The organism is Tautonia rosea (assembly GCF_012958305.1).
GTDB classification, from domain to species: domain Bacteria; phylum Planctomycetota; class Planctomycetia; order Isosphaerales; family Isosphaeraceae; genus Tautonia; species Tautonia rosea.
Window position 1 is genome coordinate 187,007 of record NZ_JABBYO010000006.1, and the last position, 16,365, is coordinate 203,371.

The following is a 16,365-nucleotide window of genomic DNA, read 5'->3' on the forward strand; positions in this document are numbered from 1 at the left end:
GCAAGGCCGCCGCTTCGGCCGATGATTCATGTGGAGGTGCCAGACCTTCGGAATCAGACGTCTCCGATCCGCGGTGACGTGCTGCCACGAGTCGGCCTTGGTGCGAGGAGAAACCGTTAGCCAGTGGTCGCGGGTGTATTCGTCTCGACAGGCTCAAGGGCATGGCTCGGTGTGTTGGCCCTCTCGGGAGATCGACCTCCGCTGAGCGATCGGATTACCACGTAGAAGACGGGCGTCAACAGAACCCCGAAGGCCGTGACACCGAGCATTCCCGAGAAAACGGCCGTCCCCAGCGCCTGACGCATTTCTGCGCCAGCTCCCACGGCTCGAACCAGGGGAACCACGCCGAGAATGAAGGCGAACGAGGTCATCAGGATCGGCCGGAGCCGAAGGACCGAGGCCTCCACGGCCGCCTCGCGTCGCGAATGCCCCTCCTCCTCCTTCTCGCGAGCGAATTCGACAATCAAGATGGCATTCTTGCACGCCAGTGCAACGAGGACAACAAATCCAATTTGCGTGAAGATGTTGTTGTCCATCCCTCTCAAGAAAATTCCAGTGATGGCGCAGAGCAGGCACATGGGCACGATCAAGATGATCGACATCGGCAAGCTCCAGCTCTCGTACTGGAAGGCCAGGACGAGAAACACGCAGAGCACGCAGAAGGGAAAGACGAAAATCGCCGTGTTGCCTTCGAGCTTTTGGAGCAAGGTCAACTCGGTCCATTCCGTGCTCATGCCTCGTGGGAGTTCCTTCCCCGCAAGTTGTTCCATCAGGGAGACCACCTGGCCCGAACTTGTGCCAGGGGCCGGAGCCCCGACCACCGATGCCGACGGGAACATGTTGTAACGCTCGATGATTGTCGGAGCGCCGATCTCCCGGACCGACGCCACCGCGCCCAGCGGAACCATCCGACCGTCGGCCCCTCGGGTCTTGAGCTGGGCAATCTGATTGGGACGCAGGCGATACGGAGAATCGGCCTGGACGTTTACCTGCCAGTTACGGCCGAATCGCGTAAACTGATTGACGTAAAGTGATCCGAGCTGAATCTGGAGCGTTTCGAAGATGTTGTCAAGCGGCACTCCCATCGACCGGGCCATGTCGCGGTCGATGTCGATGAAATACTGTGGGACATCGGCGCGATAGCTGGAAAACAGCCCCCCGATCATCGGTTGGGCAGTGCCGGCATCGATCAGGTTCGCAACCGTTCCCTGAAGCATGTCGGGTCCAAGGTCGGCGCGGTCCTGCACCATGAGCTTGAACCCGCCGACACTGCCAAGCCCATCGACCGGAGGGGCACCGAAGACACTCACGATCGCCTCTTGTTCCTTCCTCGATTGCTGGGCAAACGCCCGCAGGACGGCGTTCGCTCCGAGTTCCGCGCGACCGGCTCGCTCCTCGAATGGTTCGAGGATCACGAACATCGAACCGATGTTCGAGGCATTCGTGCCGTTGAGGGCCGAGTAACCAACCATGTCGATCGTATGCGCGACGCCGGGAATGTCTCGAACCATTTCCGAGAGGCGCTGAATGACCGCCTCGGTTCGTGATAGCGAACTGGCATCGGGTAGCTGCGCATTAACGACCAAATACCCCTTGTCTTGCGACGGGATGAAACCGACTGGGACTGCACGGAATCCGGCGAAGGTCAGGCCAAGCAAACCAACGTAGGCGATCAGCACGATCACCGAGACGCGAATTAATCCAGAAACCAGTCGACCGTAAATCGTTGTGGCAACATCAAAGACTGTGTTGAACCCGGCAAAGAAAATGGCGAGCAGACGGTCGATCACGAGACCGAGGAACCATCCTGCCACTGCCCCTCCCAGCGCGGCCACGCTCCGTCCGATCCATTCCCTCGACTCCTCAAGGCCCAAAGCCGACGCGATCCCCGACCCGAGCGTCACATCGGCGAGGAATGCGAAGGCAACGACATACGCCAAACGGGGCAAGGCCCACGATCGTTCGATGGTCGAGCCGTGGTCGTGCGGCTTGAGAAGGATGGCACACAGCGCCGGACTGAGCGTGAGCGAATTGATCGACGAGATGACGGTCGATACCGCGATCGTCAGGGCAAACTGCTGGTAGAACCGTCCCGAGATGCCGCTGATGAACGCCACTGGTACAAAGACGGCGAGCATGACGAACGTCGTGGCGATGATCGGTCCAATCACTTCTCGCATCGCCTTCGACGTCGCCTCGCTCGGCTTGAGACCGAGCGCCAGGTTGCGCTCGACGTTCTCGACGACCACGATGGCATCGTCCACCACAATCCCGATCGCCAGCACCAGTCCGAACAGCGAGAGGTTATTGAGTGAGAATCCGAACAACGCCATGAACATGAATGTCCCGATCAGCGATACTGGCACAGCGATCAAGGGAATGATCGTCGCCCGCCAGTTCTGCAAAAAGAGCAGGACGACCAGGAAGACCAGGGCAAAGGCTTCAAAGAGGGTGTGAACGACACTCGTGATCGACTCCTCAATAAACTGGGTCGTGTCATAGACAATCCGGTATTCCAGACCGGGGGGGAAAATGGAGTCTTGGAGTTCGGCCATTCGATCGTAGATTCCCTGAGCCGTCTCGACCGCGTTCGAGCCGGGAAGCTGGAAGACAGCCAGGGTGATCGTTGGGGTACCGTCGAGGTAGGTGTTTACATCGTAACTACGAGCCCCCAGCTCAATCCGGGCCACGTCTCGCAGTCGAGTCACGCGGCCATCGTCGCCGGTCTTGACGATGATCTCACCGAACTCCTCGGCTTCGAGCAGTCGCCCCTGGGTACTCAGGGTGTATTGAAAGCCGATGTCCGCGGGTGCGGGCTGCTGGCCGAGGCGTCCTGCGGCGACCTGAACATTTTGCTCCCGGATCGCGTTGGCCACGTCCGACGCTGTCAGATCGAGCGAGGCGAGACGGTCGGGATCGAGCCAGACGCGCATGCTGTATTCTCGCTCGCCGAGGAAGGCCACGTCACCGACCCCGGGAAGACGGGCCAACTCGTCTCGGATCTGAAGCGAGGCGAAGTTGCTCAGGTAAAGCTGGTCGTACCGCTCATCGGGAGAGATCAGGTTGACGCACAAGGTGATCGCCGGCGACTTCTTCTTTGTCGTGACGCCGATTCGTTTCACCTCCTCCGGAAGCTTGGCCTCGGCCGTACTGACGCGGTTCTGGGTCAAGACCTGTGCAGTATCCAGATCCGTGCCAACCTCAAACGTGACGTTCAGGAGGTACTGGCCATCGGAGGTCGAGATGGAGGACATGTAGAGCATGTTCTCCACCCCGTTGACCTCCTTCTCGATTTCTGATGCGACGGTGTCCGCCACCGTTTGTGCATTGGCTCCAGGAAAACTCGCCGTGACCGAGACGGTTGGCGGCGTGATCTCCGGATACTGGGCGATCGGCAAACCAATCAGGGCAATCCCGCCGAACACCACCGTGAGGATCGAGATGACTGCCGCGGCGATGGGCCGCTTGATAAAAAACTCGGTAAACACGTGCGGCAGTCCTCAAGGAGCGTCAGGATCGGGGATCGATTCGGACGCGGGATCGACCTCGGCGTCGGGGCCGGAACTGGTCTCGTCGGTTGCGGGGGATGACTCAGGCTCGTCCATTCCCGCGGCCTCGGTAATGCCGACGGTGGGCAGGTCAGGGACTTCAAGAGTGCCCGATTCTTCGGAGACCACGGCCAGGGCTTCCTCGGTTCCGGGAGGCATGGGCATGGCAACGTCTCGGGGTTCAACGACGATCCCCTCTCGGACCCGCTGGATGCCGGTGACGATCACACGGTCCTCGGTAGTAAGTCCCTCGGTCACAACAGCCATTCCACTGAAGACCGGGCCGATTGCGACCAGCCGTCGCTCGACCCGATTCTCGACATCCACCACATAGGCAAAGCGAATTCCCTGATCCGAGCCAAGGGCGGTCTCGGTAATCAGGATCGCATCCTCGGGCTTTCCGAGGGGAATCCTCACTCGTGCAAAGAGACCTGGAGAGAGCAACTGGTTTGGGTTGGGAAAGACCCCTCGGGCTCGAAGGGTTCCGGTGTTCGGATCGATCCGGTTGTCGGCGAAGTCGAGTATCCCGACGTGGGGGTATCCAGCCTCGACGGCCAGGCCCACCTCAACCGGAAACCTGGCTTCACGAATGCGGGTGGCGTCGAGTTCTTCTCCGCGAAGCTCCGAGGCATTTTGCCGATATCGGAGCAATGCCCGTTCATCCACGTCAAAGTCAACGAACATCGGATCAACTGAAACAACTGTTGTCAAAAGGTTGTCGTCCGTCTTGCCGACGGTAATGAGGTTGCCGACATCGACCATGTGAGCCCCGGCTTTCCCGGTGATCGGGGAGGTGACCTCGGTGAAGCTCAGGTCAAGTCGGGCCCGGCGAAGCTCTGCCTCGGCCCCTCTGGCCTCCGCCACGGCCACGTCGTAGGCCGCGGCGGCGCGGTCAAAATCCTGTCGGCTCCCCACGTCGCGCTGAGCAAGGGTGCGGTAGCGGTCACGTTCCACGGCGGCAAGTCGGGCGCGGGCCTTGGCCTGTTCCACCTGGGCTTCGGCCAGCGCGACAGCGTCCTGATATTCGCGCGGATCGATCACAAACAGAACCTGGCCGGCCTCGACCAGATCGCCCGCCTCGAAGCAAATTTCTTTGAGATAACCTTGCACCCGAGCCCGAATCTCCACTGTCGAAACCGCTCGGGTCCGGCCAGTGTACGTATCGTAGTCGACGACCGGCCGAACCAGGGGACGACTGACCGAGACGGGAGGAGGCCCGGATTCCACGACTGAGGGTTCGGCACTTTGGCAGCCGGCCACGATTGCGCAAAGAACCGTTGGGATCATCAGGGCCAGGACTCGGCCGAGGGAGAAGACAATGCGGATCATGGTGTCGAGACGCTCCGGGATTGGGGCGAATGATCAGCCCCGAGCAATCATGCCGATCGGAAACATCCTAAGTTTCCTCGCCCTCCTTCGTCGACCCTGTGCCGAACATCGCACGATCCGGGTGCCTCGGCAGGCATACCGCTTCTCACGGACCTGATCCCAGCTGCGGAGCCGTCGAAACCACGGATCAGGCCATCTTGGTTGTCGGCCTTGGCCACCAGGAGGCTCAAGACTTCCCTGTCAACGTTCCCATGGCCGGTTTCTCAAAGCAAGGATACGGCCCACGTGGACACCTCTAGGTCCGATCTCCGGTGAGATGGATCAGCCGAGTCGGTCCCAAAGCCGTTCAAACTCCCCAAGAAAGGCGGAGACGAGCCCGGCATCGCTCGTCACGATGAAGTTTTCGAAGTTGAATTCAGCCGCCCCTCGGGTCCAGTTGTAGCTCCCGGTCAGCAGCGTGGTCCGGTCGAAGATGGCAAACTTGTGGTGCATGTGGTTCGGATCGCGGTCGGTGTGCAACGGGATTCCCTCGCGGCGGAGTTCCCGGATGTCCGAGCCGGTGTCATGTGCCTTCTCATTATCGCTGATGATGCGGAGGGCCACCCCTCGTCGGTGAGCAGCGAGAATTGCTGAGGTGATCCGATCATCAGTGATCGTGAAGACACAGACGTCGACCGAATGCCTGGCACGGTCGAACAGCCCGGCAATGGCTCGTGGGCCAGAGTCTCCAGGCATGAAGTAGGCCGCTGACGCTGCCGGGCCCTCACGATCGGCCGAGGCACGATGGGCCAGCAGCTTTTCGAAGCCTTCGAGCCAGTCGAGGACTTCCGACCCTCCACCGTCGGCCAGCGCTTTGCGGGCCAGGGCGAAGGCCCTGTTGCGCCAGAAGGACTCGGTGGCGGCGTCGGCCTGCGCCTCGTCGAGCACCCTGCCAATTGCCTGACGCTCCGAACGGGAGAGCCGGTAATCGTCGAGAGTTTGGGTAAGCAGGGCGTCGATGCGGTCGGTGTCGGGCATCTTGGTGCTCATCGGCTTGCAGTGGGCCGGTCGGGGGTGGTATGATGCCTCGTTCCGGCCCGGATCGAAGGCGCCTCAGAACCGAAATCGTGCCCCCGACCTCGGAAGGAAGGGGGGTTGGGAGTTTGTTCCGATGTCGATGGACAAAAGCTTAAAGAAGGCCAGCGGCCTTTCTCGCCAGCGTAACGTGCAAACCCGAGCCGAGCGACTGGCGATTCTTCAGGAAGATGGTCGTTGGGATCACGATCACCCGGTCTACGGCCTGCCCAAGACCCGGCACCGCGACCTTGCCGCCGGTCAGTCGGGACCAAAACGCCCGGACAGCAGCAACCAGGACTGACAGGTTGGCTCCTCGGGCTGGGCGTTCACAGCCTCTCCTCGTACCTGTGCTTAACGATCGTCAGGCAAGGCATTCAGCTCGGTGGCGAGCTGAAAATCATGATCGGTCAATCCGCCCTCTGCTCGGCTATTGACCTCGATCCGTACCGTACGATAGCTGAGCACAATCTCCGGATAATGCTTGAGCCGATCCGCCACGGCCCAGGCCTGGTTCACGAACTCAAGCCCGCGTCGGTCAGACGCAAACTGCCAGGTGCGGATGAGCATGTCGCCGACATGCTCCCATCCCTGAATGGTTGCGAGCCGAACCTTGATCTCGTCGTCGTGGAGCTTCTTCATGGCCCGCTCCTCGGGGATCGGATTCGGACCGATCGCGATGCTCCTGAGATGGCCGAACCTGGCGGCATCGCGGTCCAAAATGATCGGACCTTGATTATCTCCCGCTCTGGTAGAGAGGGCAAGGGGCCCCTCTCGGGGCGGTTCTCAGGCTCGGCAGCACCGGGCTCGGATGGTTGCCAACCCTGGTGTCGCCCGGTAGTCACCATGCGCGATTCCCAGGGCCGTTCCTCGTGCTTCACCCGCCTGGGTTCGGGCGCTCATGGTCGCCCCTGCAACCACGATTTCGTCCTGATCGGCCCCGGGAGGGCCGTCGCATGACCCTGGCCCTGGCCCTCTCTTGCGTTGCGATTGTTGTCGTCAGTCTGCTTGGGGGATTACTCCCGCTTGTTGCGACACTCACCCATACCCGGTTGCAGCTTTACTTGAGCTTTGCCGCCGGGACCATGCTCGGTGCGGCCTTCTTCCACATGATGCCCGAGGCCGTCGCGCTCGGATCGGCCGGTACCCTTCGCTGGGCCGCCGCAGGGTTGACTGCCCTATTCTTGCTCGAACGCTTCTTCTCGTTCCACCAGCACGAACCTCCCAGCGCTGCCGAACTTCATGGGCATGGGCCTGGGCATGATCATGGGCATGAGCACGGCCACGAGCATCAGCCTCAACTCAACCGTGGCCGAGTTGAGTCACCAACGCTCAACTGGGCCGCGGCGGTGATCGGCCTGGCAGTGCATAGCATGATCGGTGGGGTGGCCCTGGCCAGTGCGGTCGTCGCCGATTTCGGCACCAAGGGAACCTTCGGCGCCGCGAGCTGGGGAGTCTTGCTGGCGACGATCGTCCACAAACCTGCCGATGCCCTGACGGTCATCAGCTTGATGCTTCGGGCCCGGACAACCCCAGCGATGGCCCATCTGGTGAATTTTGGCTTCTCGCTGATGATTCCGATCGGTGTGGCTTTGTTCCTGATCGGCGTCTTGCTGCTTGATGCACCGAGGTCGGGGATCGTCACGGCGTCTGCCCTGGCCTTCTCAGCGGGGACGTTCCTTTGCATTGCCCTGAGCGACCTCCTGCCCGAGCTGCATTTCCACTCGCACGACCGGACAAAGCTGTCCATTGCCTTTCTGCTTGGCCTCGGCCTGATGTTTCTCTCCTCGTTCGGCGAGTCGGAGCACGCCCACTCCTCGAATGCTCACGAGGGGCACGACCACGCCGTTCAGACCGATACCCCCTGACCTGAACTGTCGCGCTCTCCGACCCCGTTTAGAGCTTCCTCGCGCGCACCCGAGGCTTCATAAGGATTTCTTGAGCGAAACCAACGGAATCTCGATACACTGAGTTTCGTTCAAGTCGACAGCGAAGATCGAGTCGCCTCCCGTAAGCTCGAAACAAGAAACGCGGTCCTGGAGTACCCTCATCAACTGGAGGGATCCTGGCTCATGATTGGACATCTAGCACATCGACAGGTGCATTGGGGAGTGGGCGCGATCGGGATATTGCTGGCGGCGAGCAACCTCCCGCTCGTCGCTGCTCCCGTTTCATTATCACCTGAAAGCCCTGCGACCGAGGTTCGAGGACTGGACGGGAACCCGTTGTGTCTACAAGCTCCGGACGGTGGAGTGCTGGCGATCGTCTTCCTCTGGACTCCGTGCCCGAACTCAAACCAGTACAGCCCGACGCTCAACCGGATCGCTGCTCGGTTCAACTCCGATCCTGTACGATTCGTTGGCCTGTACGTCGATGCCGACCTGACCGACGCCCAGGTGGCGGCCCATGCGAAGGAGTACGCATTGGAATTCCCGATCGGTCGCCTCGGGGCCGGCCGCCTGGCCCGAGAATTGGGGGTCGAGACGGTTCCTTCGGCTGTCGTCATTGATGACCAGGGATCCGTTCGATACCTGGGACGAATCAACGACCAGTTCTACGACCTTGGCCGACGCAGGCAAATTGTCCGTTCGGAAGACCTGCTCGACGCGATTTCCTCCGTCCTGGCCGGCAATCCGGTTCGAGAACCTCGGACCGAGGCCATCGGTTGCACCTTACCCGATTTCGGCGAGGCCCCTTGAGGCGCTCCAAGCCGCGATCGGTTGATCGTTTGCTTCACCCTAGTGAGCGTCTTCGTGGACCACGTTTCTTGACTCCTCGGTGTTGAGCGTTTGCAACAATAGGAGCACCGACTCGATGGGACTGATTTCCAGACCGCGCACTTCGATTGCCGGGACAAGCCTCTGCGCCGTGGCAGTCCTGGGCCTTTCGACCGGCTTCGCGTATCTGAATCCCGACGGGATCGACCGCCTGCTCGGCGGAGGGACCGGGGAATCGTCGTGCAGCGTTTCCAGTGCCTTCCCCTGCTCCGTCGAAATCGCGGACGACCCGTGTTGCCTCATGACCGACGAGGAGTCGGAGGCGTGCCTGGTGCCCGAGGAAAGCCCACCTTCGCCTCCTTCCGAGACAGCGGGTGTCCCGCTCGACTGCTGCCAGGGGGGCGCGAGCCGGGGTGCCCTGCTCCTCGCCTCCACTTCGACTGCCGAGGCGACGACCCCCAAAGCCGACGCTCCACCCGTGATCGAGGACGACTCGCCCACGTTCACCCGAGACGTGGCCCCGCTCTTGCAAAAACACTGTCAGGAATGCCATCGGCCGGGTCAAATCGCCCCCTTCCCCCTCGTCTCGTACCAGGACGCCCGCAAGCACGCCTACGACCTGGCCACCGTGACCGAGGATCGCCGCATGCCCCCCTGGCTGGCCTCGCCTGACTTCGGCGACGTGCCGTTTCTGCACGACCGCTCGCTGACCGAGGCTGAGATCGCCACCTTCCAGGCCTGGGCCGATGCCGGTATGCCCGAAGGGAATCCCGACGACCTGCCCCCTGCTCCCGAGTTCTCCGAGGGCTGGACTCTGGGCGAGCCGGACCTCATCATCGAGCTGCCCGAACCCTTCGAGATCCCCGCCGACGGAGCCGACATTTACCGATGCTTCGTGATCCCGAACCCCTTGCCCGAGGATGCCGAGGTCGTCGGCCTTGAGTACCAGCCGGGCAACCCACGCGTCGTTCACCACATCCTCGGCTACATCGACGTGACCGGCGAGGCTGCGAAGCTCGCGGCACAGGATGACCAGCCCGGCTACGAGTGCCCCGGCGGCCCGATGATCGACGTCCGAGGCGACCTCGGCGGCTGGGCTCCCGGCGCCAATGCTGAGCAACTCCCCGACAGGATCGGCCGGATCCTCCCGAAGGGCTCGCACATCATTCTTCAAGTTCACTACCACCCGAGCGGCAAACCGGAGACGGACCAATCCCGGCTCGGCCTCTACCTCGCGTCCAAAGACCGCCCCATCAAGAAAGCCCTCCACTGGTGGGCCGCCGGCGAGATGCGGTTCACCATCCCCGCCGGGGCGAAGGATTATCAGGTTCTCGGCGATACGCTGCCGATGCCCTGCGACGTCGAGATCCACAAAGTCTCGCCGCACATGCACCTCCTCGGCACCGATATGACGATGTACGCCGAGACCCCCTCCGGCAATCGGATCGACCTGATCCGGATCGACCGCTGGGACTTCAACTGGCAGCTTCAATACACGCTGAAACAACCGGTCTTTCTCCCGGCCGGCTCCGTCGTGAAGGTCATCGCCCACTTCGACAACAGCACGGACAACCCGAACCAGCCGGTTGCCGAACCGATCGACGTCCGATTCGGCGAAGCCACCACCGACGAGATGTGCTTCGGCTTCTTCGCCGCCACCAAGGCTGGTCAGGACCTCACCCAAGGCGACACCGACGACCTGCATCTCCTCTTCCGCGCCCAGCTCGAAGACATCGAGAAGCAAATGCGCGAGGAGCGTGCCCGTCGCGCCGCCGAGGCCAGGACCGGCGATGAGTAATCACTCACCACCCCCGCAGCCGAATTCGAATTGAACCCAACGGCCCCCGCATCCTCGTCGATTGACGATGCGGGGGCCGTTCTGGATCCCAACTGCTGGGTAAGTGGGCCGCGATCGACCCGACCTACCCGGAGTCGCCACCGTCATGAGCCGAATCCCGATCATCCTGCTGTCGATCGCCTCGGGGGTCGCCGCGTCCATGGCCGTGATCGCCCTGATGATGCCCGACGTTCCGCATCCTCCGAACGTACCGTTCCGGACGACCCCCGAGGAGGACCGTGTCATCTTCGAGGGATGTCTCGTTTTCTTCGCGGTCGCCTACGCCACCGCGAGGACGCTGTACCGACTCGTCGGCGCGGAAGACGGGGCGCTGGCGGTCGCCGACACGGCGAGTCAGCACATGCCAGTCCTGCACGTCCTGGCCTCCGCGATGTTGATCGTCATCGCGCTTCCGACGGTCTGGGGAGGCCACGCCCGGCTCAGAGACTGGCTGACCCTGGGCCTCGGCGGTATTCTTCTGCCGATGGCGGTACGCGACCTCCTCGAAGCACTGCGCCGCCACAGGCCGTTCGGCCTCAACTTTGGTTCGCCTCGCCGAGGTCGTCCGGAATGTTGAGGACAGGAACCGCGACGCGAGCGAGGGGGCGGGATGATGCCTCTGCAACTGGGGGCTGCGACGTGACTCCCAGCCACTCCAAGAATCAGTTCATCTCCGGCTCCAGCGGCCCGGCGAGTTCCTGCAGGAAGAACAGGCGTCCCGGCAGGGTGGGCATGAACGAGCTGGGAATCCACGGGTCGGGACCATAGCGGAGGGTCATCCAAAGGCTCATTCCCTGCCACTGCATCCCCCGGCCGAGGATGCCGTCGCATCCGCCGATGATGTGGTCGGCCTGCAGGAACAGCCCTGGGCCGATCGTGTTGGCAAAGGCCGGCACCAGCGTCGTCCGGCTCTTGAAGCTCGTTAGTGCATTCTGCTCGATCGTAAGCGGGTGAAGCCGCGCACCGATCCGGTGCGTCTGGGCCTTCCAGGTCTCGACGTCGGAATATTCGCAGGCGAAGTGCGGTTCCCAGAAGGCAATGTGGCACACCCGGCCGATGCCGAAGATCACGACCAGTTCCGCCCCCCCGTTCTTCAGGTCTGCGATCCGGTCAGCATACTCGGGCAGCCGGTCCGACGTGGCGAACCAGCGATGTTCCTTCGGCACGCTTGCCGAACCGAGCGGGCCGTAGAAGGCGGCCTCCATCGCGTTCGTGAACGCGCCGGGGTCGTTGGCCGGGAGGGTATTGCCCGACGCATCCGACCATTCGTCCATGTTAAACCCGTGGACATGATCGGCCGAGACGCCCCACTCCTTCAGGAAGTAGACGGCCCAGCGATACATCCCCATCGGACCGACGGGGAGGATCATGGCCAGATCTCGCCCCTCGGTGCGGGCGTCTCGGATTTTCTTGGCAATCTCGTGACCCATCATCACGTCGAAATCTTCGACCGTTTTGCAGGGGATCGGCTCGAAGCGATCGTTCCAGAACGCCTGGCGTTCCGTGACCGATTCCGCGGGATGCGCGCAACAGGCGTCGATCTTCGCGAGGTCCCAGCCGGAAGGGAGGAACCCTTCCATCATCGATCCGGCGAGCGTGGTCAAGAGGTTCATGCGCGGGCGGGCTCCATCAAAAAGGTAGGAATCGGATTCTTGGATCAAATTAGTCGAGCGGTTCAAGGACCAGGTTGCGGAACCGGACCTCCATCGGCCCTCCCGAGTGCAATTGCAGGGCAAAGATGCCTCGGCAGGCTCCTTTGGGATCATCCAGGTCAACGCAAGGCTTGCCGTTGAGGAAGGTTCGGATCGTCGAACCCTGGGCGATGATCTCGTACGTATTCCACTCGCCGGGCTTCACGTGAGCATCCCCCAGTTCGTCCCAGAGCAAGCCCCGGCCGTGCTCCTCGTACAGTTTGCCCCACCAGCCCGCACCGATGTCGGCCTGATAGCCCTTCACTTCTCCTTCGGGCAGGGGTTCGCTGCGGAACTGAATGCCGCTGTTCTCAGCGTTCGGGGTGAGCTTGACCTCCAAGGTGAGGCGGAAATCCCCCGCGACCAGTTCGCTCCTGAGAAACCCATTGCGCCTCAAGCCCTCGGTCTTGCCGACGATTTCGCCGTTCTCGACGCTCCACAACGCTGGATTGCCGACCCAGCCGGTCAGATCCTCGCCGTTGAAAATCATTTGCGCCGTGTCTTCCGTGAGCAGGACCGGCACCTGCGAGGGACTGGCCAGATAGGCCACGAGCGATCGGATTTCGTGGTTCGAGACGTTCGCCCAGAGGTCATCGGGCATCATCGACAGGTCGCTGACCTGGCGCTCCTCGATCTCATCTTGCGGAATGGTGATCGTCTCATTCGCCGTCAAGAGCGTGATGGCATCCTCACTCTCACCTTTGATGATTCCCGTCAGGATGCGTCCATCGCTCGTGGCGACCAGATGAGCCTGATAATCCTTGCCGATCAGGGCCGAGGGGTCGAGCACGTTCGAAAGGATGTAATCGAGATCCGCCCGGTTCGAGCCCGTCAGCTCAGGGCCGACGTTCCCGCCTTGATCGAACAGCACGTGACACTGCGCACACGTCTTCACGAACACGGCACGGCCGAGGGCCACATCCGGCTCAACCTCGGGCGAGGTCGTGAGCATTTCCTTGAACGCGGCGATCCGCTCGGCCCGATCGGCCGGGGTGTCGCGGACGGTGCCCCAGACCTCGGCGATCTTCGCGGTCACGGCCTCGTCGTCGAGGTTGCGGAGCTGACGCACCAGATCGGCCGACAGGTCGCTCGCGGACACGGTCCCCTGCCCCACCGCATCGAGCAACGCTCGGGCGTAGAACGGCCGCGAGGCGAGCGTGTTCAGGGCGTCTCGCTTCTCCGCGAGCGGCAGGTCAGGGTACGCCTCCAGGACCGACTCGGGCGTCTCCACGTCGTCGAAGTCCGCCAACGCTCGCAGTGCCGGCCCCCTCACCGCCGGGTCCCCGATCAGGTGGCGAAGCTGACCCGCCAGGCCCGGTGCTCGGGCACGTCGGAGGGCGTCGAGCGCCTCGCGCCGGAGGTTCGGATCGGCCGCCCGATCCGTCACCAGATCGAGCAGGACATCCCGCGCCGACGCATCGCCGAAGGTCAGGGCCAGCGCGGTCCCCTGCGACCGGAGGTCGGCGTCTCCCTCATCGAGCAGCATTCGGAAGACAGCCGGCCACCGCTCAGGCATCGGCACCTGTCGGCGACCCTTGAGCGCCTCGTTGATGCCGCCGAGGATTGTCTTCCGTCCTTCAACCGAATCGGCCGACGCCAGGCCGTCGACGAGCATCGCGATCGCCTCATCCGTCCCGATGGCCCCGATCCGCCGAACCGTGAATTCCAGGAGTCTCGGGATCGGCGAGCGGGACGCCAGGCTCAAGGCCCGGCCCGGATCGCTCGCCGCCGCCGGTTCGAGGGCGTACCAGAGCATCAGCGGGATGTTGTGATCATCCGCGTCTTCGGCGTGCATGGCGAGAGCGTCAAGGATCTCCCAGCGGGCAGGCAAATCGACGGCCATTCGTTGCAAGGCCGAGGCGAGTTCGAGGCGGACGATGGGTGATCGTTCGGACTTCGCCAGCTCGGTGAAGGCCGCGAGGGTCGCATCCGACGGGGCCTTGTCCTCCATCGCAAGGCGGATCGTCCAAGAGCGAATGGAAGGGGCATCATCCTTGAGGCCCCTGGCGATGGTGGCATCGTCGAGAACCCACCTAGCGTGAATGGCCCAGAGGGCACGAAGGCGGCTCGCATCCGAGAGGGGGCCTTCCGAATCGGGAGGAGTGAATTCTCCGGCGAGCATACGGCCAAGCAATCCGGGCTGAGGTGGGCCGAGCTTCTCCTCAGGTTTTTTCGCGGGATCTCTCATCAGAACGAGTTCATGAAGACGCCTGATCGCGCGACGTGCGTACCACGGATTCTTCGAGACAACAGCAGAGTACTCGAGCTGTCGCGTCTGGGCATGGGGCAACCAGTTTTTTTCGCGGCTCTGTTCGCCATATGAAATTTTGAATACACGTCCCTTGCTCTTGTCATGAACACTCGCGTTTGGGACATGGCACTGCTGGAGGTCGTACCAGTCGATCATCCAGACGTTTCCGTCCGGTCCTTGCTTGAACGCGAGGATCTGCGAGGCGCGGTCGTTGGCCAGGAGGAAGTCGGGGGCGTGGCGTCCGATGAACCCGGACCCGGAAGGTTCGGCGAGGTCGCGGTTCAGGCGGGCACCGTGGATGTTATTCATCAAAAGCGAGCCGCGGTACTCCTCGGGCCAGGCGTCCCCCTGATAGATCAAGAGGCCGGAATGGGCGTGCCCGCCTCCCGCGGCGTCGGAGCGGTCGTTGCCGGAGTGCGGCGTGCGGCCGAGGTAGTGGACATGATCGCCGATCGTCTTGATGTCGTCGTACGTGTACGGGTTGAAGTGCTGCCCCGCCTGCCGCTGATAACGCCCGCCGGGGATCATGTGGTAGAGGTGGGGAATCACGCAGGCGGTGATGAAGCAATTGCCATACTGGTCGAAGTCGACCCCCCAGGGGTTGCTCGTGCCGTGGGCGAAGACCTCGAACTCGTGCTTCGTCGGGTGGTAACGCCAGACACCGGCGTTGATCGGGGTGCGTTCCTCATCCGGAGTCCCCGGCTTGCCGACCTTCGAATGTGTGAAGACCCCGTGGCAGCCGTAGAGCCAGCCATCGGGCCCCCAGGTAAAGCTATTGAGAGTCTCGTGCGTGTCCTCCAACCCCCAGCCGTCGAGCAGGACGACCGGCTCACCGTCGGGCACATCGTCTCCGTCCCGATCGGGGATGAACAGCAACTCCGGAGCCGCGCCGACCCACACGCCACCGAACCCCAGTTCCAGGCCGGTCGCCATGTTCAGCCCTTCATGGAAGACTTTCCGCGAATCGAACCGCCCGTCGCCGTCCTCGTCCTCGAAGATGAGGATGCGGTCCCTCCCCTCCCCTTCCGGGGCCTTGAAGGGATACGTGTGATTCTCGAGGACCCACACCCGCCCCCGGTCGTCGATCGCCAGCGCGATCGGCCGCACCACGTCCGGCTCCCCCGCGGCGAGCGTCACGCGGAATCCTTCCGGCACGGTCATCGCCGCGGCCGATTCCTCGGGAGACAGCCCGGCGTGGGCGATCTGGTCCTGCGGAGGAAGCGGGTCGCGGGCGGGGACCTTCGGGCGCTCCTCGTGGAATCGGAAGTCGTCGAAGTTGATGTGCCCCCAGCCCCCGGAGACATCATCGACGAGGCGGATCTGGATGCGCTCCCCCTGCTGTTTCGACAGGTCCACCACCACCCGGCTCATGTCCTCGGCATTCTCGCCGGTGGCCTCCGCGATCACCCGCTCCGAGTCGGCCAGCCGAAGCTCCACCCGAGTCCCCCGGTGCGCCCCTCCCCCGAGCAAGAAGCTGGCAAATGGCTGCGAGACGACAAAGGGAACCGACGTAAGCGTCCCCTTCGGCTCATCCCCGGATCGCTCGAACGTGCCGACCCAGAAGCGGCCCGCGTGGTTGCTCACCATGTCCGACCGGCGGGCGGAGACGGTGTCCCCCTCGATCGGCTGGTCGCGGAAGGCGTCTCCCTCGGCGATCCAGTCGTCGAGCGTGCCGGTCTCGAAGCCAAGATTCAGGGGTCGGCCGTCGGCGTCGCTGGGCACCACGCCGCCGAGGGGCTTCGCCTCCTCCTGCGCCATCACAGGCAAGGCCGGCAGCACGCCGGCAAGCACCGCGCAAATCAACGGAAAACCGAGTCGTGAACACGTCATGGCGCGTCTCGTTTCGCAGGTCACAGGGGAGAGGGCGAGACCCCGCGTGCGTCCGGGCATGATGGATCACCATACCAGTGATCGCCCCGCCGCTCAATTCGGTGGCTTG

The 16,365-nt window shown here is 62.9% G+C and carries 11 protein-coding genes; 5 read left to right on the forward strand and 6 right to left on the reverse strand.

The window, feature by feature from the left end; translation table 11 throughout:
- Positions 1 to 116: 116 nt before the first annotated feature.
- From HG800_RS12435 to HG800_RS12445, 3 genes are all read right to left on the reverse strand, one after another.
- Positions 117 to 3,488, reverse strand: coding sequence for an efflux RND transporter permease subunit (locus HG800_RS12435; protein ID WP_169976952.1), 3,372 nt, complete (start codon positions 3,486 to 3,488; stop codon positions 117 to 119).
- Between the two features lie 12 nt (positions 3,489 to 3,500).
- The gene (locus HG800_RS12440) at positions 3,501 to 4,877 is read right to left on the reverse strand and encodes an efflux RND transporter periplasmic adaptor subunit (RefSeq protein WP_169976953.1); all 1,377 of its coding nucleotides are present in this window, start codon (positions 4,875 to 4,877) and stop codon (positions 3,501 to 3,503) included.
- A 321-nt stretch (positions 4,878 to 5,198) separates the two neighbouring features.
- Positions 5,199 to 5,894 carry a phospholipase D-like domain-containing protein gene (locus HG800_RS12445; protein ID WP_169976954.1) on the reverse strand — a complete coding sequence of 232 codons (696 nt, stop codon included), beginning with the start codon at positions 5,892 to 5,894 and terminating at the stop codon, positions 5,199 to 5,201.
- A 133-nt stretch (positions 5,895 to 6,027) separates the two neighbouring features.
- Here HG800_RS12445 and HG800_RS12450 point away from each other — a divergent pair, with 133 nt between their 5' ends.
- On the forward strand, positions 6,028 to 6,234 hold the full coding sequence (locus HG800_RS12450) for a small basic protein (protein WP_169976955.1): 207 nt from the start codon (positions 6,028 to 6,030) through the stop codon (positions 6,232 to 6,234).
- A 50-nt stretch (positions 6,235 to 6,284) separates the two neighbouring features.
- Here the strand turns inward: HG800_RS12450 and HG800_RS12455 are convergent, their stop codons facing one another.
- Positions 6,285 to 6,572, reverse strand: a complete 288-nt coding sequence (locus tag HG800_RS12455) for a 4a-hydroxytetrahydrobiopterin dehydratase (RefSeq protein WP_169976956.1) — start codon at positions 6,570 to 6,572, stop codon at positions 6,285 to 6,287.
- Between the two features lie 314 nt (positions 6,573 to 6,886).
- Between HG800_RS12455 and HG800_RS12460 the strand changes: the two genes are divergently transcribed.
- From HG800_RS12460 to HG800_RS12475, 4 genes are all read left to right on the forward strand, one after another.
- Positions 6,887 to 7,798, forward strand: coding sequence for a ZIP family metal transporter (locus HG800_RS12460; RefSeq protein WP_169976957.1), 912 nt, complete (start codon positions 6,887 to 6,889; stop codon positions 7,796 to 7,798).
- 204 nt (positions 7,799 to 8,002) lie between these two features.
- Positions 8,003 to 8,629 (forward strand): redoxin family protein, encoded by a 627-nt coding sequence (locus tag HG800_RS12465; RefSeq protein WP_169976958.1) that lies wholly within the window; start codon positions 8,003 to 8,005, stop codon positions 8,627 to 8,629.
- A 115-nt stretch (positions 8,630 to 8,744) separates the two neighbouring features.
- Positions 8,745 to 10,445: a hypothetical protein gene (locus HG800_RS12470; protein ID WP_169976959.1), complete on the forward strand. Its 1,701-nt coding sequence runs from the start codon at positions 8,745 to 8,747 to the stop codon at positions 10,443 to 10,445.
- A gap of 145 nt (positions 10,446 to 10,590) precedes the next feature.
- Positions 10,591 to 11,061: a hypothetical protein gene (locus tag HG800_RS12475; protein WP_169976960.1), complete on the forward strand. Its 471-nt coding sequence runs from the start codon at positions 10,591 to 10,593 to the stop codon at positions 11,059 to 11,061.
- Between the two features lie 85 nt (positions 11,062 to 11,146).
- On the opposite strand, the gene HG800_RS12480 is transcribed toward HG800_RS12475, so the two are convergent.
- Together HG800_RS12480 and HG800_RS12485 are read right to left on the reverse strand one after the other, a co-directional pair.
- Positions 11,147 to 12,097: a 6-phosphogluconolactonase gene (locus HG800_RS12480; RefSeq protein ID WP_169976961.1), complete on the reverse strand. Its 951-nt coding sequence runs from the start codon at positions 12,095 to 12,097 to the stop codon at positions 11,147 to 11,149.
- A 49-nt stretch (positions 12,098 to 12,146) separates the two neighbouring features.
- A complete protein-coding gene (locus HG800_RS12485; RefSeq protein ID WP_169976962.1) occupies positions 12,147 to 16,256 on the reverse strand; it encodes a PVC-type heme-binding CxxCH protein in 4,110 nt (1,369 codons plus the stop codon).
- Positions 16,257 to 16,365: the final 109 nt, after the last annotated feature.

What these genes read in the sequence shown, in the direction of transcription:
- HG800_RS12475 (WP_169976960.1), top strand. Translation starts at nt 10,591, where the DNA reads ATGAGCCGAATCCCGATCATCCTGCTGTCGATCGCCTCGGGGGTCGCC.
- HG800_RS12470 (WP_169976959.1), top strand. Translation starts at nt 8,745, where the DNA reads ATGGGACTGATTTCCAGACCGCGCACTTCGATTGCCGGGACAAGCCTC.
- HG800_RS12455 (WP_169976956.1), bottom strand. Translation starts at nt 6,572, where the DNA reads ATGAAGAAGCTCCACGACGACGAGATCAAGGTTCGGCTCGCAACCATT.
- HG800_RS12460 (WP_169976957.1), top strand. Translation starts at nt 6,887, where the DNA reads ATGACCCTGGCCCTGGCCCTCTCTTGCGTTGCGATTGTTGTCGTCAGT.
- HG800_RS12485 (WP_169976962.1), bottom strand. Translation starts at nt 16,256, where the DNA reads ATGACGTGTTCACGACTCGGTTTTCCGTTGATTTGCGCGGTGCTTGCC.
- HG800_RS12450 (WP_169976955.1), top strand. Translation starts at nt 6,028, where the DNA reads ATGTCGATGGACAAAAGCTTAAAGAAGGCCAGCGGCCTTTCTCGCCAG.
- HG800_RS12445 (WP_169976954.1), bottom strand. Translation starts at nt 5,894, where the DNA reads ATGCCCGACACCGACCGCATCGACGCCCTGCTTACCCAAACTCTCGAC.
- HG800_RS12465 (WP_169976958.1), top strand. Translation starts at nt 8,003, where the DNA reads ATGATTGGACATCTAGCACATCGACAGGTGCATTGGGGAGTGGGCGCG.
- HG800_RS12480 (WP_169976961.1), bottom strand. Translation starts at nt 12,097, where the DNA reads ATGAACCTCTTGACCACGCTCGCCGGATCGATGATGGAAGGGTTCCTC.
- HG800_RS12440 (WP_169976953.1), bottom strand. Translation starts at nt 4,877, where the DNA reads ATGATCCGCATTGTCTTCTCCCTCGGCCGAGTCCTGGCCCTGATGATC.